Raw genomic sequence first — 22132 nt, 5'->3', positions numbered from 1 at the left:
GCGCCGCATGCCCCCAGTGGCGCGCCTCGCGGTTACCTAGCGGATCGAGTGGGGCGATTCAAAGGCAATGCGGCGGCGCGGCCGAGGCTATTCCGCAAGTGTTGCCGGAACGTCAATCTTGCCCGGGCTTGCCGAAACAATGTCACCGAAGGGCTGGGACTGTCTCGCAAGACCGGGAAAGCCGCGCGGCTCAGAAGAATGTCGGTTTGGGGGCCGGAGCGCCCGCGCGCAGCCAGTCATAGACCTGCGCAACCTGCCCGGCCTTGCGCGCCCAGGTGAAGTGGCTCTGCACCCGTGCGCGGGCCGCGTCGGCCATCGCCGGCAGGCCGGACGGATCCTGCGCCAACGCCTCCAGCGCCCGGGCAAAGCCGTGCACGATCTCGTCCCGCGTGCCGCAGGGCACCTTGAGACCGGTCCCCGGCACCACCAGTTCGCCAGGCCCCGCGTAATCGACGATCAGCGGCACGACGCCCAGCGCCATGGCCTCGAGCACCACCCCGCCGCCGAACTCGCGGATCGAGGGGAAGGACAGAAGATGGCAGCCGGCCATGATGTCCTGCACCTCGCGATGCTCCTTCCAGCCATGAAAGGTCACCCCGGCGGCGGCGCCCAGCGCCCCGGCCTGCGCCACCAAGCCCGCCATCATCGGCCCGTCGCCGATCATCTCCAGCCGCATCCGGCCGTCCCGCAACAGCGGCGCGGCAGCCTCCAGCAGCATGTCGGGCCCCTTGTAGGGCACCAGCCGGCCCACGAAACAGGCGCGCAGCACGCCGGGTTCGGGCGCCGCGACGCGGTTGAACCGCGCCGGGTCGATGCCGTTCTCGGGGATATAGAGGGTCTTTTCCCGATGTCGGGAAGGAATCTCGCCTTCTGTGTGGCGCGAGCCGACAAGGATCGCCGCCGCCTGATCCAGCGTCGCGCCCCGTCCCGGCAACAGCTTGTAGGCCGAGCGCAGGTAGCTCAGCCATTCTTTCTCGCGCCGGCGCTCTGCGTCGAACCCTTTGGGCCAGGGGACTCCGCCGTTGAGCGGCCCCAGCACAAAGGGCACCCTCGCCCGGGCGCAACGGCCCGCGAGAGATGAGGAGATCGTCGGTGACAGCGGCGTGATCCGGTGCACCACATCATAGTCCCCGGCCCGGATCGCGGCGCCGAAGCGCTGCCAGACCAGCCGCTCGAACCAGGGATAGCTCAGCGCGTTGATCGCCTGCACCATGGTCCAGCCCTTGCCCTCGCCCATGCGCAGCTTTTCCGCCAGCTTCCACATCGGGCGGGCGAAGGTCTCGGAATCGATGGCGGTGAATTCGGTGCCCTCGGTCAGCCCGGCGCGCAGGAAGGCGTCGCGGTTGCGCACCTGGGTGACGATATGCACATCGGCCACGTCGCGCAGCGCATTGGCCAGCGACCAGCCGACCAGCGGAACGCTGACCCATTCGGGATTGGCCGCTTCGGCAATCGCCAGCACGCGGGGTCGTTTCACCTCAGTCATCGGACGCCTTCACATGATGGATTGCCATTTCAGGGCCCGACCGTTCACCGGGCCCTGTTTCAGCCGCTCTGCCTTGAGCGCCTCGGCATAGCCGGTCAGCGCCCCCGCCAAGAGCCAGGTCAGCGGCGTCAGCGTGGCGTTCGGAATCATATCGAACACATTGATCGCCAGCATGAGAGAGAGCGGCGCGATAAAGGGCGAAACCGCATCCCGCCGCGCCGCGATCGCCTCGCGCCAGAGCAGGAAGAGCGGCAGCACCAGTAGCCCGAATTCGGCCAGGAATCCGACCCAGCCATAGATCCCGATGACGATGATCCAACGCCCGTCGGTGACGGTCTGGATATTGCCGGTGACCGGATCGAGGATGTGATTCCGCCCCCAGCTTCCCCAGCCGAAGACCGGCTTGAGATAGGCCCGGTCGAGCAGGATGTTCTCGTTGGTAAAGCGGAACTCCAGCGAATTGGCGCGCTCCGGGTCGATGCTCGCGGCCTGCGCCAGAATCTTGTCCTCGGGCACCAGATGGGCGCCCTTCAGGATCGGATAGCCGATCGCCAGCACCCCGATCAGGATCGCCACCTTGATCTGCGTGACCCGCCCGAGCAGCACCACGCAGGGGATCATCGCCACCGCAAAGATCAGCGACCCCAGCGATTTGGCCAGCACCAGGATCAGCGTCAGATACAGCGCCGCGCCGATCACCTTCACATTGTGCATGCGCTCGTCGAGGCGCCAGAGCGCAAAGCTCGCGACTGCGGCGGTCATGATGAAGAAAGCGACCCAAAGCCCGTGATAGAGGAAGATCACGGGCCGGTAGCCCCCCGCCCGGATCGACTGGCCGAAGAGGTGCTGGTAGTAGCCGTAGATCCAGTTGTTGAGCTGCGGCGACAGCCGGATCTCGATCAGCATCAGGAGCGAATAGACCAGCCCGCACCACATCAGCGCCACCAGGAAATCGCGCTGTGCCCCGCCGCTGGTCAGGAACTGCCGGGCCAGAAGGAAGGGCAGGATCAGCAGGAACTGCTGCACCATCAGCGCCAGGGCATCCTTGACGCTGAGACCCGGCAGGCCGATCCGGCCGTAAAAGACCGGCTCGGTGTTGTTCACCGCCGTCATGATCGGCGACAGGATGAAGGTCAGCAAAAGCACCTTGCCCACCAGCGACTGCGGCAGGATCGAGCCCCCGGGGCCGTATTTCCAGAGACAGAAGGCAAAGGCGGTAAGAGCTGGGATATTGTGCTTGGTCAGTGGCGGCATCAGCGGCAGGTCAAAGGCCGCCGGCGGTTCCGGCAGGAACAGATAGCCCACCATCAGCGACAGGATCAGCGCCCGTTCGACCGGCAGCCGGCGGAACAGCATGATGGTGACCAGCGGCCAGATGGCCAGCATGAGATAGGCTAGAGGGTTCGGCATCCTGTGCTTCGCAAATCCCGGGCTCGCGGCATCCTGCAGGCCCCCCATGCCCCAGACTGCGAGCGCGACAATAACAGGCAAGATGGCGGCTGTCGCCCTCTAGAAACCGAAACAATCGAGAACTGGCAGATATGGCACAATCGAGGAATTGACCTATTCTGGCAAAGATGGGTCATTATGACGCCGTATTGTTTCGGCAAAGCGCATTTGGGACCGGAAAGAATAGAGGCAGGACGGGTGACATCACCGCGGCTGAACATCGCTTATTTGTGCGATTTCTCCCCGCTCGACCGGAATTTCTATTCCGGCGGCAATGCGCGTATCTATGACGCGCTGCGCAAACATGCGGGCAACGTGACGATCCTCTCGCAGTCCTGGGGGCTGGCCGAGCCTCTGCGCCGTGCCATATGCCGCCTGCCCGACGACATCGCATTGCGGCTGCGCTGGCGGGCGCATCTGGCGCTGGCCCCGCTGATCGCACGCCATGTCCGGGCAGAGCTTGCGCGCGGTCGCTACGACGTGCTGTTCTGCGCCTATTCCTTTCATTCGCTCTACAGGGTCGCGCCGCCCGCGCCGCTGGTGACCGCCTTCACCTCGGACGCCACCCAAACCGTCTACCGCAATTCCGAGATCGGGCAGGCGCACCCGTCGAAATACCCGGGCGGACGGCGCCTCGACAATTGGGTGGAGCGCTGCGAAAGCCGCGTCTTCCGCAACACGGATGTCCTGTTCTGGCCCTCGCAATGGCTCAAGGACGCGGCGGACAGCCGCTACGGGCTCGACCAGAGCGCCTCTCTGATGGTGCCCTGGGGCGCGGGCATCGCCCCGCCTCCGCCCCCGACCCCCTCGCCCATCGCACGCGACCGGTCGGTCGAACTGCTGCTGGTCGGCCGCGACTGGTTTGCCAAGGGCGGCCCCATCGCCTTCGACACGATGGCGGCGCTGCGGGCGCGCGGGCTCGACGCGCGGCTCACGGTGATTGGCTGCGTCCCGCCGGAGTTCCACCGCAACGAGTGGGTCACCGTGCATCCGCAGCTCGACAAATCCGTGCCCGAAGAGGCCGCAACCTTTGCCCGCGCCTATGAGACGGCGCATTTCCTCGTCCAGCCATCCTACGAAAGCTATGGCTTCGCCTTCTGCGAAGCCTCGGCCCACGGCCTGCCGGCGCTGTGCCTGCGCGTGGGCGGCGTGCCCGTGCGCGACGGGATCAACGGGCATGCGCTTCCTCCGGGCAGCGAACCCGCGGCGTTTGCGGACATGATCGAAGGCTACGCCGGCACCCCCGAGGCCTATGCCGCGCTGTCGCGCGCCGCGCGGCGGGAATACGAAGAACATCTCAACTGGGATGCCTGGGGACGGCGCGTGGCCGATGTGCTGCACGAGACGGTGGCGCGGCAACAGCGATAGCCGCAGCAAACGAACCTTCGTTTTTTAAAGCGATTCAGGCGAAATACTGGCACGCGGGCCGGGTCTCGCCTAAGTCTTCGGGGGACAGCCGTTCCTTTCGCCGGGTCGCCCGGGCTCGGGAAAGGGCGTATATCGCAAGAGGAGACCCCGCCGCCGCATGACGGACGAGCCGCATATCGACCTGGCCCCGCGCGTCTCGGACGAGGTCCGGCAGACCACCTGTTACATGTGCGCCTGCCGCTGCGGCATCAACGTGCATCTCCGGGGGGGTCAGGTCTCTTATATCGAGGGCAACCGCGACCACCCGGTCAATCGCGGCGTGCTCTGCGCCAAGGGCTCGGCGGGGCTGAAGCAGGTCACCGCGCCCTCGCGCCTGCGCGCGCCATTGCGGCGGGTGGGACCGCGCGGCTCGGGCATGTTCGAGGAAATCTCCTGGGACGAGGCGCTGGAAACCGCGGTCTCCTGGCTGAAACCCCTGCGCGAGACGGCGCCTGAAAAGCTCGCCTTCTTCACCGGGCGCGACCAGTCGCAGAGCTTCACCGGCTGGTGGGCCCAGCAATTCGGCACCCCGAACTTCGCCGCTCATGGTGGGTTCTGCTCGGTCAATATGGCCACGGCGGGGATCTATACGCTGGGCGGATCCTTCTGGGAGTTCGGGTCGCCCGACTGGGAGCACGCCAAGCTGTTGCTGCTCTTCGGCGTGGCGGAGGACCACGATTCCAACCCGATCAAGATGGGTCTGGCAAAGCTCAAGGCGCGCGGAGCAAAGATCGTCGGCGTGAACCCGATCCGCTCGGGCTATAACGCGATTGCCGACGAATGGGTGGGGATCACGCCGGGCACCGACGGGCTCTTCATCCTGTCGCTGGTACATGAACTGCTGCGCGCGGGGCGGATCGACCTCGACTTCCTCGCTCGGTTCACCAATGCAGCGGTGCTGCTGAATACCGATCCGAAATCTTCCGATTTCGGCCTTTTCCTGCGCGACGAGGCAGGAAACCCGCTGGTGATCGACCGCCGCACCGGCAAACCGGCACCCTGGGACGGCGCCGGGGTGGAGCCCGATCTGCGCGGCCGGCTCCGGCGCGCCGGGGTCACGCACCGCTCGGTCATGCATCTGATCGCCGAACGCTATCTCGACCCCGCCTTCGCCCCGGAAAAGGTGGCCGGACGCTGCGGCATCGCGCCCGGCCAGATCCGGCGCGTGGCGGCGGAACTCGCCCGCGCCGCCTTCGACACACCCGTTGTCCTGCCCCGCACCTGGACCGACTTTCGCGGCAAGCGCCACGAGACCATGCCGGGCCGCCCCGTCGCCATGCACGCCATGCGCGGCATCTCGGCCCATTCCAACGGGTTTCAGACCTGCCGCGCGCTGCATCTGCTGCAAAGCCTGCTGGGGGCGGTCGAAACCCCCGGCAGCTTCCGCTTCAAGCCGCCCTACCCCAAACCGGCCGAAGCCCACCCCCGCCCGCATTTCCGCGCCACCCCCGGCCAGCCCCTCGACGGCCCGCATCTGGGCTATCCGCAGGGGCCCGAGGATCTGGCGCTGAAGGACGACGGCAGCCCCGCGCGCATCGACAAGGCCTTCACCTGGGAAAACCCGCTTTCGGCGCACGGGCTCATGCATATGGTGATCTCCAACGCCGTGGCCGGCGATCCCTACCGCATCGACACGCTGTTCCTCTACATGGCCAACATGGCGTGGAACTCGTCGATGAACACCCGCGGCACGATCGAGATGCTGACCGCAACGGACGAGACCGGCGCCTATCGCATCCCGCATATCATCTATTCCGATGCCTACCGGTCCGAGATGGTCGCCTATGCCGATCTCATCCTCCCCGACACCACCTATCTCGAACGGCACGACTGCATCTCGCTGCTCGACCGCCCGATTTCCGAACCGGACGCGGCGGCGGATGCCATCCGCTGGCCGGTGATCGCGCCCGACCGCGACGTGCGCCCCTTCCAGTCGGTGCTGCTCGACCTCGGCGCCCGGCTCGGCCTGCCGGGCATGGCCGACGCGCATGGCCAGCCGGTCTATGCCGATTACGCCGATTACATGGCCAACCACGAACGCAAGCCCGGGATCGGCCCGCTCGCCGGCTGGCGCATGGGCCCGCACGGGCTGACCCACGGGCGCGGCGACCCGAACGCCGCGCAGATCGACAGCTATATCAACAACGGCGGCGTGTTCACCGCGCCGCTGCCCGAAGAGGCCGCCTATTACAAACCCTGGAACCGCGCCTATCAGGACTGGGCGGTCTCCTTCGGTCTCCTCGACAGCCCCCGGCCCTATCTGCTCCAGCTCTATGCCGAGCCCCTGCGCCGCTTCCAGCGCGCCGCCGAGGGCAAGACCCCGCAGCAGCCCCCGGCCCATCTCCGCGGGCGCATCGCCACCACGCTCGACCCGCTGCCGGTCTGGTACGCCCCCATGTCCGATGCCTTCGAGGATCCGGCGGAATATCCCATTCATGCGCTCACCCAGCGCCCCATGGCGATGTATCACTCCTGGGGCGGCCAGAACGCCTGGCTACGGCAGATCCACGGGGTGAACCCGCTCTACCTGCCGACCTATTGGTGGGAAAAGCTGGGCCTCTCCGAAGGCGACTGGGTGCGCGTCATCTCCTCGCATGGGGAAATCACCGTACCCGCCGCGCATATGGCCGCGCTCAACAAGGATACGGTCTGGACCTGGAACGCCATCGGCAAGCGCAAGGGCGCCTGGGCCCTCGATCCAGAGGCGCCCGAGGCCACCAAGGGCTTTCTGCTCAACCACCTCATCCACGAGCTGCTGCCCGAGCGCGGCGACGGGATGCGCTGGAGCAATTCCGATCCGGTGACCGGTCAGGCCGCCTGGTTCGACCTTCGCGTCCGGCTGGAGAAATCCGCCGCCCCCGACGAAGCGCTCCCCGTCTTCCCGCCGATCCCCGGCTTTCATCTTTCCGCAAATACTCAAGAAACAACCGCACCAGATGCACCGCCGGAAGAAGGCGGCGCCTCATGACCGCCCTGCCCCCGCAAACCGGCAAGACACTCGGCCTGGTGATCGACCTCGACACCTGCGTCGGCTGTCACGCCTGCGTCGTGGCCTGCAAGGGCTGGAACGATCAGGCCTATGGCGCCCCGCTCTCCGACAGCGATGCCTATGGCGCCGATCCCTCCGGAACCTTCCTCAACCGCGTGCACAGCTATGAGGTCGTGCCCGAGAACGGCCCCGCGCAGCATGTGCATTTCCCGAAATCCTGCCTGCATTGCGAAGACCCGCCCTGCGTGCCCGTCTGCCCCACCGGTGCCAGCTACAAACGCGCCGAGGACGGCATCGTTCTGGTCAACGAAGACGCCTGCATCGGCTGCGGCCTCTGCGCCTGGGCCTGCCCCTATGGCGCGCGGGAAATGGATCCGTCGGCGGGGGTGATGAAGAAATGCACCCTCTGCGTCGACCGCATCTACAACGAAACCCTCCCCGAAGAAGACCGCGAACCCGCCTGCGTGCGCACCTGCCCGGCCAGCGCCCGGCATTTCGGCGATCTCGGCGATCCCGAAAGCGCGGTGTCGCAACTGGTCGCCGCGCGCGGCGGGATCGACCTGATGCCGGAACAGGGCACGCGGCCGGTCAACAAATACCTGCCCCCGCGCCCCCGCGATAGCTGGAGCGGTGAAACCGATGTGCTGGCGCCATTCCTCGACCCGGTCGCCGAAGACCCCTCGGGCTTTCTCGGCTGGCTCGACCGCACATTGGGAAAGCTCTGAATGCACCCGGCCCGCTCGATCATTCTCTTCACCACGCTCTCGGGACTCGGCTTCGGCCTGCTGGTTTGGCTCGGCATCGACCCGACCCCGCCGACCGGCTGGGTGGCCTTCGTCTTCTTCGCCATCGCCTATGCGCTGGCGCTTGGCGGGCTGGCGGCATCGAGCTTTCACCTGCACCACCGCGAACGCGCGCTCAAAGCCTTTTCGCAATGGCGCACGAGCTGGCTCTCGCGCGAGGCCTGGGGCGCGGCGGCAAGCCTGAGTGTGACGGGCCTCTACGCGCTGCTCCTGCTTTTCGGAATCGCGGTGCCGCCGCTCGGCTGGCTGGGCGCCGCGCTGGCACTGGCCACCGTGGGCGCCACGGCGATGATCTATGCCCAGCTCAAAACGGTGCCGCGCTGGCACCACTGGTCGACACCGGCGCTGTTCCTGGCGCTCGCCCTGACCGGCGGCGCATTGCTGTCCGGCAGGGTGATCGCCGCAAGCGCGATGCTCGCCCTCTCGGGCGCGCTGCAACTCTGGGTCTGGTGGGACGGCGACAAGCGGTTCGCCCGCAGCGGCACCACGCTCGCCACCGCCACCGGCCTCGGCGGATCCGGCACGCCCCGCGCGCTGTTTCCGCCGCACACGGGCAGCAATTACCTGCTCGACGAGATGGTCTATGTGGTCGGCCGCCGCCACGCGCGCAAGCTGCGGGTCATCGCGCTGCTGCTCATGTCGCTGCTGCCGCTTGGGCTGCTGCAACTCCCCCATCCGCATCTTTTCGGGCTGCTGGCCCTTGTCTCGCACGCCACCGGCGTGCTTGTCTCGCGTTGGTTGTTTTTTGCCGAGGCCGAACACGTTGTGGGCCTCTATTACGGGAGGCGCTGAGTGCCCTTTCTCGCCGGGTTCGATGCCCGCTGGCAGGATGCCGCCGAGTATCTCGACGCCTTGCGCCGGGATCTTGCGGAGGGGCGGCGGCTGGACCGCGTTCCCGAATATCTGGCCCCCGACATCCTCGTGACCGACGGCGCGAGTTCGCTGCTCGGGCTGGAGGCGGCGGGCACCGCGCTGGCGGCGCGGCTGGCGGCGCTGCCCGGGCTTGCACTGGTGAGCGAAGAGATGCTCTGGGCGCCCTCGGCACAGAATGCGTTTGTCGCCGCGCAGCGGTTTCACTGCGCCGCGCGGCATGACGGGCCGGGGCTTTACGGGCCCCCCAGCGGCAAGGCCCTCCGCTACCTGACGATGAGCGAAAGCTGGTGTGTCTCGGACAGGCTGCGCGCCGAATGGGTGCTGCGCGACGAGGCGGCGATTCTGGCGCAGATCGGCGTGACGCCGGAAGAAGGCGCGCGCTGGCGTCTGGCGCAAATGGCCGAGACCGGGGCGACGCCACTGCCCGACCCCGGACAGGGCAGTGACGATGCCTGGGGCCATACGCTCGGCGATCTGATCCACCGCCTGATGAGCGGCGATCTTTCGACGATCTCACGCCATTACGATCCGGCGGCCGAGCTGTTCCACCCCGGCGCCGCGACCGGCAGCGGCCCGGCAGAGGCCGAAGCCTTCTGGCTGGCGCTGCGCGCTGCCTTCCCCTCGGCCCGTTTCGAGGTCGCGCATCTTCTGGGCGCCGAAGAGCCCCTGTCGCCACCGCGCGCCGCGATCCGCTGGACGCTCACCGGGCGGCATGACGGCTATGGCGCCTTTGGCACGCCCACCGGCGCCGAGGTCACGGTGCTGGGCATGACACAGGCGGAGTTCGGGCCCGACGGGCTGCGCCGGGAATGGACCCTCTACGACGCGCCGGGCGTCTGGGCGCAGATCCTGCGGGCCACCGGGGGCTGACGCATTCGGTTCCCCGCGCCTGTGCCCGCGGGCGAACCCGAGTTGCCTAGCGGGACCGCTTGAACAGCCCTTTCAGCCAACCACCGGCATCGTCGAGATTGTCGCCCATCTCGTCCAGAACCGGGTCGATCCGCGCTTCGCGGAACCGGCGCCAGCGCACATAGACCGCCCAGCAGAATGCCACGAGCAGCGTGAGCAGGATGATGTTCATCCACGGAATGATCCGCGCATCGGGCCCGTCCACCGGCTTCAGGCTGATGGCGTTGGGATAGATCGACAGGAATTCGTTGCGCCAGCCGTAATGCTTGATCGCCACCCATTGCGGCGCGGCGGCGGTCGAGCGCAGATCGGCGGCCTCGGCCTGAAGGTTCGACGTGTCGAACTTGAAATAGGGCGGCCAGCTCCAGCCGGTATCCTCGTTGCGGTAGACCATCACCTTGTCGTTGTTCAGCCGGGTCTGGATGAAGAACACGTCGCGCCCCGTCACCGCGGTGCTTTCGCCCGAATCCGCCTTGCTCCAGAACCAGTGGTTCGACCCCGGATCGATCCGTTTCTCGTAGGTGTCGGTGATCCGCGCGATGTCATGCTGCGGCAGCGTGTAATGCAGGAAGGCCGCGACCAGCGTCCAGAACAGCAGAATGACAACCCATTTCACATAGCGCATGGCGGCCCCCTAGTAGAAATTCGTCAGATAGGTGATCAGAGCGATAAGGCAAAGCGGCAGGATATACACGCCCAGGATCAGCTTGCGGCGCAGAGAATGATCGTATTCCTTCAGCCCCTCCTCGACAAAGCGGTCGCGCGGGCCCGGGCCCTGCGCCTCGTCCCACGCGAGCTCCAGCTTGCGCCGCCGGACCGAGCGCGACCAGAGCGACAGCGCCACATAGATCACCGTCAGAACGATGAACCCGATTCCGAGAAACCGTGCGAGGGCCAGCATCTGCGCTCCCTGAGGCCGGGCCGTCCGTGAACCCGCTCTTCACCTGACCCGTCACGCCACGAAAATCAACCTCTGCCCGGCGGAAAACGCCAAGGCGCCCCGCCTCCGCCACGGGCCGGCGCGGCGGGGCGCCCCTGCGCGAAACCGCGGCACGGTCGGGATTTCCGCACCTTGCCGATGGCCCGGCTCTCCGGCATCGTGCGGCCACAGATCATTCTAAGACAAAGGCTTCCCATGTCCCCCCGCATTCTTCTTGCCCTTCCCTTCAGCCTCTGCCTTGCCGCACCGGCACTGGCCGACGAGATCACCGACACGCTGCAATCGGCCATCGAGGCCTATGAATCGGGCGATGTGCAATATGCGCTCGAAGAGCTGGACTTCGCCCGCTCCAAGCTTCTGGAGATGAAGACCGACGCGCTTGGCGCCTTCCTGCCCGAAGCGCCCGAAGGCTGGACGCGTGAGGTCAACGACGAGGCGAATGCGGCCATGACGATGATGGGCGGCGGCGTGGCGGCCGAGGCCGATTACGTCGCACCGGGCGGCGAGAGCTATCGCATCCAGATGTTCGCGGATAATCCGATCGTCGCCAGCATGTCGGCAATGATCACCAATGCCGGCGCGATGGGGCTGAAGACCGACCGGATCGGGCGCCAGAAATTCGCCATCCAGGACGACCAGACCATGGGGCTGATCGCCAACCGGATTCTGATCCAGGTCGAGGGGCCGGACGCGGAGACCCGCAAGACGCTGCTCGAAGCGATGGACTTTGCCGCCATGGCAAGTTTCGGCTCCTGAGCGGTCACATACGCCCAACAAGCGTCTACCCCTAAGCGCAAGCGCAACAAAACCCTGCGACACCTTCCATCCAGACAATATGGAAGGTGTCGTGATTCGGGCTCCTTCGCATCGTGTCGCCCACGCCCCGCGCGCAAGGCGCTTCAGGCCGATACCGGCGCAGCGGTATCCCATTGGCGCAGCGGCTTTGAGACGGTCGCCGAACCGCGCTCGGATCGCGACTGCGCCCAAGACCCGGTTCGCGACAGATTCGAAGATCTGGCAGAAGAAATGCGCCTGACGGATCCCGTCAGGCGCCTCTGCCGCGCGGCGGTCAGCCCACCACGTTGAACCCAGGCCCGTAGGGATAGCCGGTGATGTTCTCGCTGCCGTCCTCGGTGATCACCAGAATGTCGTGCTCGCGATAGCCGCCCGCGCCGGGGGTGCCCTCGGGAATCGTCAGCATCGGCTCCATCGAGATCACCATGCCGGGCTCCAGCACCGTGTCGATATCCTCGCGCAGCTCCAGCCCCGCCTCACGCCCGTAGTAATGCGACAGCACGCCGAAGCTGTGGCCATAGCCGAAAGTGCGGTATTGCAGCAGATCGCGCTCGGCGAAGAAGGCGTTGATCTGCTCGGTGACGGCGGCGCAGCTCACCCCCGGTTTCAGCAGGCTCATGCCATACTCATGCGCCGCGACATTGGCCTCCCAGATCTTCAGTGAGGCGACATCGACCTCGCCAACGAACATGGTGCGCTCCAGCGCCGTGTAATAGCCCGAGATCATCGGGAAGGCGTTGAGCGAGAGAATATCGCCGCGTTCCAGCACCCGGCCCGTCACCGGGTTATGCGCCCCGTCGGTGTTGATGCCGGACTGGAACCAGACCCAGGTGTCGCGATATTCGGCCTCGGGAAAGCGTTTGGCGATCTCCAGCTCCATCGCGTCGCGACCCGCCATCGCCACGTCGATCTCGCGCAGGCCCGCGCGCACCGCGTCGCGGATCGCGTAGCCGCCGACATCGGCAACCTGCGCGCCCTGCCGGATCAGCGCGATCTCGGCGGGGGATTTGTGCATCCGCTGCCGCATGGTCGCGGCGGCGATGTCGACGGTGACGGCGGGCGACAGGAAATCCTCCAGCAGCTCGCGCTGCGCCAGCGTCAGGTGGTCGGCCTCGTAACCGATGGATTTGCCCTCGCCGGTGACCGAGAGGATGGCACGCCAGTAATTATGCCGCGCCCAGTCGGTATAGGTGATGTTGTCGCCATGACAGCGCCGCCAGGGCTGCGCGGCGTCGATGCCCGCCGAGATCGTGACGCTCTCGGTTTCGGTCACCACCAGCGCATAGGGGCGTCCGAAGCTGCAATAAAGAAAGCCCGAGTAATAGGCGATATTGTGCATCGAGGTCAGCACCACGGCCTCGGCGCCCATCTCGTCCATAATGGCGCGCAGCCCGGCAAGGCGGGCGTCGTATTCCTCGGACGTAAAGGGCAGCACGCGCGGCCCCTGATGAAAACGGTAAAATGCGGGGCGGTCCATTTCGGCCCTCCTTCGAAGGCGCGGCGGGCGGAATCCGACCCTGCCGCGCTGGCAAAGCAAGATCCCGGCGTTCAGGACGGGTGAGGTCGGGCGTGCCTATTCGGCACCGGCGACGCCATCGCCTGCCCGGAACGGACGATGCTGCCTCGCGCGCGATTTGGCAAGGGGGTGCCTGCGGCCCGGCAACGTACCGCGTGGCGGGACCGGACGCCTCCGGCGGGAGTATTTTCCGGAAAGATGAAGGCGTGTCAGGGATGCCCGAGCCAGAGCTTGTATTGCAGCCGGGCGCCGTCGCGTTCGGCAAGCCGCAGCTTGCTCTGGAACAGGGCAAAGGCCCTGTCCGGGTCGCGATGATCGTCCCAGTTCTCGCCGGGCGCATCGGCACCGAGGATCTCCCACGCGATGTCGCGCGGCGGTTCGTGCATGGTGAAGGCGGCGGCCTCCATCATGCGGACCCCCTCGCCGCGTGTCAGCGCATAGCGCGCCAGCGCCTGCGCCTGATCGCGGGTCAGCCAGGGCGTGCCGCCGCCACGATGCGCGGCATTGAGCCAGGCAAGGAGCTGCTCCTCGCCCGGTGCCGGGTCGGACGCGAGAAAATCCTCGCGCGCCGGGCTCATACGCTCAGGCAGACGTATTTCATTTCAAGGAAATCGTCGATGCCGTGGTGGCTGCCCTCGCGGCCAAGGCCCGATTGCTTGACGCCGCCAAACGGCGCCACCTCGGTCGAGATGATGCCGGTGTTCACCCCGACGATGCCGTATTCCAGCGCCTCGGCCACCTTGTAGACCCGGCTCAGATCCTTGGCATAGAAATACGAGGCCAGACCGAAGATCGTGTCATTGGCCAGCGCAATCACATCGTCCTCGGTCTCGAACTTGAAGAGCGGTGCCAGCGGGCCGAAGGTCTCGTCGGTCGAGAACATCATCTCCTTGGTGGCGCCGGTCACGATGGTGGGCGCGATGTAATTGCCCGGCCCCTGCACCACGTCGCCACCGCCCAGCACCACCTGCGCGCCCTTGGCCTTGGCGTCGGCGATGTGGTCTTGCACCTTGGCGATGGCATCCTGGTTGATGAGCGGGCCGAGGTCGGTGCCCTCTTCCAGCCCGTCGCCCACCTTCATCCTGGCCACCGCCGCCGTCAGCTTTTCGGCAAAGGCGTCATAGACACCGGCCTGCACATAGATGCGGTTGGCGCAGACGCAGGTCTGGCCGTTGTTGCGGAACTTGCACATGATGGCGCCTTCCACGGCGGCATCCAGATCGGCATCGTCGAACACGATGAAGGGCGCGTTGCCGCCCAACTCCATCGAGCATTTCATCACCTGATCGGCGGCCTGACGCAGCAGGATGCGGCCCACCTGGGTCGAGCCGGTGAAGGTGATCTTGCGCACCTTGCCGTTCTCGCAGAACTCCTTGCCCATCTCCGAAGCGGCGGTGCCGGGCACCACGTTGAACACGCCCGCCGGGATGCCCGCGCGCGCGGCCAGCTCCGCCAGCGCCAGCGCCGAGAGCGGCGTGTCCTCGGCGGGACGGGCGACAAAGCTGCAACCCGCGGCCAGCGCCGGGCCGGCCTTGCGGGTGATCATCGCGTTGGGGAAGTTCCACGGCGTGATCGAGGCCACCACGCCAATGGGCTGCTTGATCACCATGATGCGCTTGTCGCGCTGGTGGCCGGGGATGGTCTCGCCATAGATGCGCTTGGCCTCTTCACCGAAGAACTCGATGAAGCTGGCGCCATAGGAGATCTCGCCCATGGCCTCGGTCAGCGGCTTGCCCTGCTCGGCGGTAAGGATGGTGGCCAGATCCTTCTGGTTCGCCATCATCAGATCGAACCACTTGCGCATCACCACCGCGCGCTCCTTGGCGGTCCAGCCCGCCCAGTCTTTCTGCGCGGCATAGGCGGCGTCGATGGCCTCGGCCACCTGCGCGCGGGACAGGTCGGCAACCTCGGCGATCACGTCGCCACGGGCCGGGTTGGTCACCTCGAACGTACCGGAGGCGCCGTCGATCCAGGCACCGTTCACATAGGCCTGGGTCTTGAGGAGGCTCGGATCGTCGAGACGGGCGGCAAGGTTGGTGGCGGTGTGATCGAGCATGACATCCTCCTAGAATTTCGCTGCTGCACCGGGCAGAGCATCAGATAGCACGAAAGTCTAGTACCAGACCGGAGAAAAGCCATGGACCTGAGCGACGCCTATGCAAACGGCCCCCATATTCCGCAGGCCGAAACCTATCCCCCTCGCTGGGCCGCCGCGGCGGCGGCCTATCGCGCGGAGCGGGCGGCACAAGGGCGGCTGCGAAGCGGGCTGCCCTATAGCAGCGGCGCGCGCGAGGCGCTGGATTTGTTCCTGCCCGACGACGCACCGCGCGGGCTGATGGTCTTTGTGCATGGCGGCTATTGGATGGCCTTCGGGCGCGAGGACTGGTCGCATCTGGCAGCGGGGGCGGTGGCGCGCGGCTGGGCAGTGGCGCTGCCCTCTTACGATCTTTGCCCGACGGTGCGGATTGCGCAGATCACCCGGCAGATCGCGCAGGCGGTAACCGTTGCGGCGGCAGAGGTGCCGGGACCGCTGCGGCTGGCGGGCCATTCGGCGGGCGGCCATCTGGTCGCGCGCATGCTGGCGCCGGGCCTGCTGCCGGAGCCAGTGGCGGAACGGATCGACCATGTGATGCCGATCTCGCCGCTCGCGGATCTGCGACCGCTGATGCAGACGGGCATGAACGCCAAGCTGAGGCTCGACGCGGCAGAGGCCTGGGCCGAAAGCCCGCTGGCCATGGCCGCGCCGGAGGTGCCCGTGACCGTCTGGGTCGGAGCGGAGGAACGCCCGGCCTTCATCGACCAGGCGCGCTGGCTGGCGGAGGGCTGGGGCTGCGGGCTGGTCATCGACCCGCAAAGACATCATTTCAATGTCATCGACGGGCTGGCACACCCCGAAAGCGACATGACCGCCACCCTGCTGGGCTGAAAAGCTGGGGGCTTTCGCAAATCTGTAACAGCGGTGTCACACGGGCGTTACCCTCGGGTTCCAAGGCGATGCGCGGAACCAACAGGGGACATTCCATGACATTCCGCACGATCTGCCTCACCTCGGCGCTCGCGCTGTCGGCACATGCCGCCGCCGCCGAGATGAATTTCAACCGCATTGCCAGCTTTGCCACGCCGCTCAACATGGCCGAAGGCGAAGACACCGCCCGCGAAACCTCGGCCGAGATCATCTATGCCACCGAAGACGGCATGACCCTGGTCTATACCGACAGCCCGCTGGGTGTGATCGGCCGTATCGACATCACCGACCCCAAGGCGCCGAAACCCTTGGGCAACATCGACATGGGCGGCGAGCCGACCTCGGTCGCGATCCTCGGCACCACCGCCTTTGTCGGCGTGAACACCTCGGAAAGCTACACCGATCCGTCGGGCAAGCTGGTGGTGCTCGACGCGCTGTCGGGTGAGGTCGCGGGCGAATGCGATCTCGGCGGCCAGCCGGATTCGGTGGCGCTCGCCAAGGACGGCAGCTTTGTCACCATCGCCATCGAGAACGAGCGCGACGAGGATCTGGGCGACGGCCGCGTGCCGCAGATGCCCGCCGGTTACGTGGCGATCCTCGATCTGGCCGACGGCATGGCGCAATGCGACAGCCTGGTGAAAGCCGATGTGACCGGCCTCGCCGAGATCGCGCCGGAAGATCCCGAGCCCGAATTCGTCGATGTGAACGATCTGGGCGAGATCGTCGTCACCATGCAGGAAAACAACCACATGGTGGTGCTGAACAAGGCCGGCGAGGTGCTGTCGCATTTCTCCGCCGGGTCCGTTGACCTGACCGGCATCGACGCCACCGACGAGCGCGGCGCGCTGATCTTCACCGAAAGCCAGCCGGGCCGCCTGCGCGAACCCGACTCGGTGCAGTGGATCGACGACAGCCATTTCGCCATCGCCAACGAAGGCGACATGGACGGCGGCTCGCGCGGCTTCACCGTGTTCAACAAGGACGGCACCGAGGTTTACGAGGCGGGCACCAGCTTCGAATACGCGGTGATCGAGGCCGGCCACTACCCGGACAAACGCTCCGACGCCAAGGGTGTGGAACCCGAGGGCATGGAAGTCGCCACCTTCGGCGGCACGCCCTTCATGTTCCTGCTGTCCGAGCGCGGCTCGGTGGTCGGCGTCTATGACATGACCGACCCTGCGGCGCCGGTGCTCAAGCAGATCCTGCCGTCGGGCATCGCCCCGGAAGGCGCCGTCGCGATCCCCGGCCGCAACCTGCTGGCCACCGCGAACGAGGCCGACCTGATCGAAGACGGTGGCGTGCGCAGCCATGTGATGCTTTACGAATATGCCGAGGGTGCCGCACAATACCCGACGCTGACCTCCGCCGGGGCTGATGAGCTGATTGGCTGGGGCGCGATCTCGGGCATGGTCGCGGGCGAGGACGGCATGGTCTATGCGGTCAACGACAGCTTCTACGGCTACCAGCCGACGATCTTCACCATCGACCCGTCGCAGACCCCGGCGAAGATCACCAAGGCGCTGCGCGTGACCCGCGCGGGCTATCCGGCGCAGAAGCTCGACATGGAAGGCATCACCACCGACGGCGAGGGCGGTTTCTGGGTTGCTTCCGAGGGCCGTACCGACCGCGTGATCCCGCATGCGCTCTACCACGTGAACGCCAAGGGCGCGATCAAGGAAGAGCTGGGCCTGCCCGCCGAGCTGCTGGCCGGTGAAAAGCGCTTCGGCTTCGAAGGCATCACCAAGGTCGGCGACGTGCTGTGGATGGCGGTGCAGCGTGAATGGGGCGGCGACCCCAAGAACCACGTGAAGCTTGTCTCCTACAACACCGACACCAAGGAATGGGGCGCCGTGCTCTACCCCAAGGCAGAGCCCGCCACCGGCTGGGTCGGCCTGTCCGAGATCGTGGCGCATGGTGACTGGTTCTACGTGATCGAGCGCGACAACCAGATCGGCGCAGCCGCGGTGACCAAGAAGATCTACCGCATCCCCGCCGCCGAGATGGTGCCGGGCAAGATCGGTGAAGAGCTGCCGGTGGTCACCAAGGAAGAGGTCCGCGACCTGATCCCCGACCTGCAAAGCTGGAACGGCTATGTGGTCGACAAGATCGAGGGTCTGGCGATTGCCGCAGACGGCACCGTCTATGTTTCGACCGACAACGACGGCGTGGACGACAGCTCGGGCGAGACCTTCTTCTGGTCCTTCAAGCTGGACTGATCTCTTCGCCTGCTACGACAAAGACGCGCCCCGCAGGATGCTGCGGGGCGCTTTGGATTCGTGCAGAGCGTTGTGCTGCGCTCAAAGGCCCGGCAGACCAAGTCACGAACGCGGAAGGCATCCGGCGTTGCCGCGAAGGGCCCGTTGGCGCCCGCCCTGCCTGACCGGCTGCGCAAGGACGGCAGCGGTGTTCAGCTTGGCAAAGCTCCGGCTCCGGCCCATCACCATGCGATGGGGGAGCCTGCGGGCAGATATTTCCGGATCGCATGGAGGAAGATGTCGATCTCCAGCGCCAGACCCACTTCGAAATCATTGAGCTCGGACCCGCTCCAGCGGTGCTCCTCGAGGCGTTCGAGAAACTCCCGGCGTATCTGGTCTTCGCGCGGGTCCAGCGGCAGGGTCCCGGCGACGCGCAGCAGGTCGATGCGCTTGTGCACCTCACACATGCCCGAGAAGGCTTCCATCATCACCCGCGTCAGGCGCGGATCCGTCTGCCAGGACTGGCCGGCGAATACCTCCTGAACGACACGGTTTCCGGCCCCCAGGCAATCATAGGCGACGCAGCCCGAAAACCCTTCCTGCGTGAGCCTGTCGTGGATCGAGCACCTGTGCCCCGAAAGGTTGCGGCAAGGCTCGCAGGGGTTCTTGGAAAAGGCGAAATCCTTGCCCTTGTCGAAGGCCAGCACAAGGCAGCAAAGCGCTGCGCATTTTGAACAATCGGTCTTGAGATGGTCGGTCTGAGGCATTGAGGCACCCGATTTTCAGTGGTCCGCCCAGAGGAGGGTGTTGCGCCGCCGTATCCCGCGAAATGCCACCGGAATGCAAGTTGCGGCCTTGCCGCCGCGGTCTCGCCGAAACATCTCGCTGGGCCGATGACACCTGTCTGGCCCGCGGATACGAGACCGCCCCCTGCCGAGGCGTGTTCGAGAGGTTGCCACGGGCTCCAGGTGTGGCCCATGTCAGCTTCGAAGCCGTCTTTGGAAAATTGATGCAGATCATATTTCGCGCGGCTGTAATCTGTGCAAACTGATCGCCTGACCAAATGGCTTTGAAGGGGACTTGAACATGCGAAGACTAATCACCCTTATCGCGGCGTCCTCGACGCTCGGGCTTGGCGCATGCATCAAAGCCGACACGGATCTCGAGCGCGCCGCCGTGGGCGCCGTTATCGGTTGCGCAGCGGGCGAAGTTCTGGTCGAGGGGCGTTGCGTAGAGGGCGCCATCGTCGGAGCGGGCGTCGGTGTCCTGACCAACTAGGCAGTCAGGGAACCACTGACGCACACCATCCGCGTCCGAAAGCGTTTCAAACGAAGCCCCTTGGAGGGAGGCCCGCGTCTCTCGCCACAACGGTTCACGTCGAAGCGCCGGAAGGCTCGTGCCGTGCGACGGTGAAAGACCCAGTAGACAGGCCCGCCTGCCGCGCCCTGCCGGCCTCCCAGATCGGACCGGCGCAGGGCAGATTTCCAGATCACCGCAGGCCAAATGCGCAAACGAAAAAGCCCCGGCTCAAACCGGGGCTTTGCTTGATATGGCAACAGGCTCAGTTCACAGCCTGGGCGTCCACCACATCCTTTTCGATGGCGGGTGCACCGCTGGCCCGCGCGATGGCGATCCGGCGCGGTTTCAGCGCCTCGGGAATCTCGCGCTTGAGGTCGATGTGCAGCATGCCGTTCTCATGCGTGGCGCCGGTGACGCGCACATGATCGGCGAGGGTGAAGCGGCGCTCGAAGGCGCGGGTGGCGATGCCGCGATGCAGATAGGTCTTGCCGCCGTCTTCCTCGGCCTTGCGGGCGGAGACGACGAGCTGATGCTCCTTCATCTCGACCGACAGATCCTCGTCCGAGAACCCGGCCACGGCAATCGAGATACGATAGGCATCGTCGGCGGTCTTTTCGATATTGTAGGGCGGATAGCTGGGCTGGGCCCCGTCGCTGGACAGTGCCCGGTCCATCATGTCGGCGATCTGGTCGAAACCGACGGTTGCGCGGTAAAGCGGTGCGAAATCAAAGTGACGCATGGGTCATCCTCCATTGAGCGATACCATTCCTGATGCGCCTTCCCCTCATGGGACAGGCGGCTTGCAGAGAACCGGGGCCCAGACAGGCACCCCGGATGCAAGTTACGTGGGAAAGCGCTCTTGGGGTTTCAAGACCTGCGCCGTCAGGGCCGCACGAAACGCGCGCCCGATGCCTCGCGCCCGCCGCCCACGATGACGCGCTTGGCGCCTGCCGTGACCTTGGGGCGGGACTCCGCCCGCATCAGACGGCCGGACAGTTCCGAAACCAGCCTCGGCAGGCTCGGGCCATAGGATTCGCCGCTGGCGGTGCCAGAGGAGATCACCGACAGGATGCGCAGACGCCCGTCTTCGCGCACAAAGACCGGTGCACCCGACGAGCCGAAGGTCACATCGCAGTCGAAGCCCAGAATATCGCCTCGATAGCGCCGGGTCATCTGGCAGTCGGGCTCGCGCGAGAGCACCTCTTCGCGACCGCGACCGTAGGAGACCACGCTGACGCGGGTGCCGTCGGCGGAGTCCTCATGCACGCGGAACGGATCGGCCTCGGCGCTCGACACCGCGCTTTCGAGCTTGAGCAGCGCGACATCGGTCGCCACAGCGGCCCCCGTGGTCGGCGACCCGCCACCCCGCATGATCGCCTCATAGGCTTCGGGCGCAACCCAACGCGCGACCCGCCGCGCGACGATCTCCGATCCCCGGTGATAACCCGCCCGAAACATCATGCCCTGCGCCGGTCGCGGCTGGCCCGTTTCCGTATCGTAGACGCAATGCGCGGCGGTCAGCACCAGATCGCGCCCGATCAGCGCACCGGTGCAAAATCCTCCGGGCAGATCGAGACGGCCCACCGCCTCCCAGCCCAGCAACGCGCCGCGGTTGTCCATGACGTCGAAAACCGTGCGCTGCTGCGCCGCCGCCGGGGACAGGGCGGACAAGAGCGCCAGAACGAGCGCGGCGAGATATGTCAGGGCTTTATGAATTTCGCCCCCGTATCCCGCCGTTCGCCGGCGCTGACGGTTTGCCGAACCCCGTCCGCCGCCATGGCGGCGCGCAGCACGGCAAGGGAGTCTTCGAGTTCGGTGCCCAGAGACACCGGCCGCCCGTCGGCCTCGGCCTTGGCCGAGATCACCGAGACGATCCGCGGCACCCCGTCGGCATAGGCAAAGACCGGCGATCCGGAACTGCCGAAATCGACCTGACAGGACAGCACGAACATCCGTCGCTGCCGGTCGAGAACCTCACAATAGCCCTGAAGCGACGGCGCCTCCGAGCGGTCATGCGCATAGGAGACCACGCTGACCTCGGCCCCGGTCTGCGGATGCGGCCCGGTGGCGAAGGGGAGGATCGTGGTGTTGCGGATCGGAAGCTGAAGTTTGATCAGCGCGATGTCCTTGCGCACGCGCTCGGGGCTGGCCGGCGCGTTGAAATCGTATTCGGGATGCGCCATGGCGCGCCGGACACGGCGATAGGCTGCGGCCCGCCCGTTGCGCCAGCCCGCGAGAAACTGGATCTCATCGACCGGAATCGGCGCGCCGCTGGCGGCGTCGTAAAGGCAATGCGCGGCGGTCAGCACCAGATCCGGCGCGATCAACGCGCCGGTGCAGAACGCCTTGCCCGCCAGCTCCAGGCGGCCCACCGCCTCCCACATCCGGCCGTCCTCGCGGCTCTGCATGGAAAACAGCCCGCTTTCGGCCGACACGGCCGTCGCCAGGCAGATCGCCATCAATGCCAGAAATGCCCGCACCGGTGTCCCCTCTTTCTCCTAGAGGG

At 66.3% G+C, this 22132-nt stretch carries 20 protein-coding genes; 9 read left to right on the top strand and 11 right to left on the bottom strand.

The genetic code is table 11. The features are described 5' to 3' along the window. Nucleotides 1–190: 190 nt before the first annotated feature. Nucleotides 191–1486: a glycosyltransferase family 4 protein gene (locus tag M4578_RS14710; RefSeq protein ID WP_258094044.1), complete on the bottom strand. Its 1296-nt coding sequence runs from the start codon at nucleotides 1484–1486 to the stop codon at nucleotides 191–193. Nucleotides 1487–1495: 9 nt separating this feature from the next. Beyond that, nucleotides 1496–2896, bottom strand: coding sequence for a hypothetical protein (locus M4578_RS14705; RefSeq protein ID WP_258094043.1), 1401 nt, complete (start codon nucleotides 2894–2896; stop codon nucleotides 1496–1498). Nucleotides 2897–3163: 267 nt separating this feature from the next. On the opposite strand from M4578_RS14705, the gene M4578_RS14700 reads away from it, so the two are divergent. The 5 genes from M4578_RS14700 to M4578_RS14680 all read left to right on the top strand — a co-directional run bounded on the left by M4578_RS14700 (nucleotide 3164) and on the right by M4578_RS14680 (nucleotide 9877). Next, entirely contained in the window at nucleotides 3164–4303 is a 1140-nt protein-coding gene (locus M4578_RS14700; RefSeq protein ID WP_258094042.1) for a glycosyltransferase family 4 protein, read from the top strand. Between the two features lie 157 nt (nucleotides 4304–4460). Next, on the top strand, nucleotides 4461–7310 hold the full coding sequence (locus tag M4578_RS14695; RefSeq protein ID WP_258094041.1) for a molybdopterin oxidoreductase family protein: 2850 nt from the start codon (nucleotides 4461–4463) through the stop codon (nucleotides 7308–7310). Beyond that, the gene (locus tag M4578_RS14690) at nucleotides 7307–8056 is read left to right on the top strand and encodes a 4Fe-4S dicluster domain-containing protein (RefSeq protein WP_258094040.1); all 750 of its coding nucleotides are present in this window, start codon (nucleotides 7307–7309) and stop codon (nucleotides 8054–8056) included. Before M4578_RS14695 ends, M4578_RS14690 begins: the two co-directional genes overlap by 4 nt. Further along, nucleotides 8057–8926, top strand: coding sequence for a dimethyl sulfoxide reductase anchor subunit family protein (locus M4578_RS14685; RefSeq protein ID WP_258094039.1), 870 nt, complete (start codon nucleotides 8057–8059; stop codon nucleotides 8924–8926). It abuts the gene before it with no gap. Continuing rightward, nucleotides 8927–9877, top strand: coding sequence for a nuclear transport factor 2 family protein (locus M4578_RS14680; RefSeq protein WP_258094038.1), 951 nt, complete (start codon nucleotides 8927–8929; stop codon nucleotides 9875–9877). A gap of 46 nt (nucleotides 9878–9923) precedes the next feature. Here M4578_RS14680 and M4578_RS14675 read toward each other — a convergent pair whose 3' ends face one another. Both M4578_RS14675 and M4578_RS14670 read right to left on the bottom strand, forming a co-directional pair. Further along, nucleotides 9924–10541, bottom strand: coding sequence for a DUF1523 family protein (locus M4578_RS14675; RefSeq protein WP_258094037.1), 618 nt, complete (start codon nucleotides 10539–10541; stop codon nucleotides 9924–9926). A 9-nt stretch (nucleotides 10542–10550) separates the two neighbouring features. Continuing rightward, nucleotides 10551–10817, bottom strand: a complete 267-nt coding sequence (locus M4578_RS14670) for a hypothetical protein (protein WP_258094036.1) — start codon at nucleotides 10815–10817, stop codon at nucleotides 10551–10553. A 234-nt stretch (nucleotides 10818–11051) separates the two neighbouring features. On the opposite strand from M4578_RS14670, the gene M4578_RS14665 reads away from it, so the two are divergent. Beyond that, nucleotides 11052–11612: a hypothetical protein gene (locus M4578_RS14665; protein ID WP_258094035.1), complete on the top strand. Its 561-nt coding sequence runs from the start codon at nucleotides 11052–11054 to the stop codon at nucleotides 11610–11612. A gap of 313 nt (nucleotides 11613–11925) precedes the next feature. On the opposite strand, the gene M4578_RS14660 is transcribed toward M4578_RS14665, so the two are convergent. From M4578_RS14660 to M4578_RS14650, 3 genes are all read right to left on the bottom strand, one after another. Further along, nucleotides 11926–13128: an aminopeptidase P family protein gene (locus tag M4578_RS14660; RefSeq protein WP_258094034.1), complete on the bottom strand. Its 1203-nt coding sequence runs from the start codon at nucleotides 13126–13128 to the stop codon at nucleotides 11926–11928. A gap of 248 nt (nucleotides 13129–13376) precedes the next feature. Continuing rightward, nucleotides 13377–13745 (bottom strand): hypothetical protein, encoded by a 369-nt coding sequence (locus M4578_RS14655; protein ID WP_258094033.1) that lies wholly within the window; start codon nucleotides 13743–13745, stop codon nucleotides 13377–13379. Further along, nucleotides 13742–15223 carry an NAD-dependent succinate-semialdehyde dehydrogenase gene (locus M4578_RS14650; RefSeq protein WP_258094032.1) on the bottom strand — a complete coding sequence of 494 codons (1482 nt, stop codon included), beginning with the start codon at nucleotides 15221–15223 and terminating at the stop codon, nucleotides 13742–13744. The genes M4578_RS14655 and M4578_RS14650 overlap by 4 nt, the downstream gene beginning before the upstream one ends. An 81-nt stretch (nucleotides 15224–15304) precedes the next feature. On the opposite strand from M4578_RS14650, the gene M4578_RS14645 reads away from it, so the two are divergent. Further along, entirely contained in the window at nucleotides 15305–16093 is a 789-nt protein-coding gene (locus tag M4578_RS14645) for an alpha/beta hydrolase (protein WP_258094031.1), read from the top strand. Nucleotides 16094–16188: 95 nt separating this feature from the next. Beyond that, nucleotides 16189–18348 carry an esterase-like activity of phytase family protein gene (locus M4578_RS14640; protein ID WP_258094030.1) on the top strand — a complete coding sequence of 720 codons (2160 nt, stop codon included), beginning with the start codon at nucleotides 16189–16191 and terminating at the stop codon, nucleotides 18346–18348. A gap of 221 nt (nucleotides 18349–18569) precedes the next feature. Here the strand turns inward: M4578_RS14640 and M4578_RS14635 are convergent, their stop codons facing one another. Beyond that, on the bottom strand, nucleotides 18570–19094 hold the full coding sequence (locus tag M4578_RS14635) for a hypothetical protein (RefSeq protein ID WP_258094029.1): 525 nt from the start codon (nucleotides 19092–19094) through the stop codon (nucleotides 18570–18572). Between the two features lie 319 nt (nucleotides 19095–19413). On the opposite strand from M4578_RS14635, the gene M4578_RS14630 reads away from it, so the two are divergent. Further along, entirely contained in the window at nucleotides 19414–19605 is a 192-nt protein-coding gene (locus tag M4578_RS14630; RefSeq protein WP_258094028.1) for a glycine zipper family protein, read from the top strand. A gap of 283 nt (nucleotides 19606–19888) precedes the next feature. On the opposite strand, the gene M4578_RS14625 is transcribed toward M4578_RS14630, so the two are convergent. The 3 genes from M4578_RS14625 to M4578_RS14615 form a co-directional block, all read right to left on the bottom strand. Next, nucleotides 19889–20365 carry an Hsp20 family protein gene (locus tag M4578_RS14625; RefSeq protein WP_258094027.1) on the bottom strand — a complete coding sequence of 159 codons (477 nt, stop codon included), beginning with the start codon at nucleotides 20363–20365 and terminating at the stop codon, nucleotides 19889–19891. A gap of 143 nt (nucleotides 20366–20508) precedes the next feature. After that, nucleotides 20509–21297 (bottom strand): trypsin-like serine peptidase, encoded by a 789-nt coding sequence (locus M4578_RS14620; RefSeq protein ID WP_258094026.1) that lies wholly within the window; start codon nucleotides 21295–21297, stop codon nucleotides 20509–20511. A gap of 29 nt (nucleotides 21298–21326) precedes the next feature. Then, on the bottom strand, nucleotides 21327–22106 hold the full coding sequence (locus M4578_RS14615) for a trypsin-like serine peptidase (protein ID WP_258094025.1): 780 nt from the start codon (nucleotides 22104–22106) through the stop codon (nucleotides 21327–21329). Nucleotides 22107–22132 lie beyond the last annotated feature (26 nt).

The organism is Salipiger pentaromativorans (genome assembly GCF_024721115.1).
Lineage (GTDB): Bacteria > Pseudomonadota > Alphaproteobacteria > Rhodobacterales > Rhodobacteraceae > Salipiger > Salipiger pentaromativorans.
This window is presented reverse-complemented; position numbering and strand designations above follow the sequence as displayed.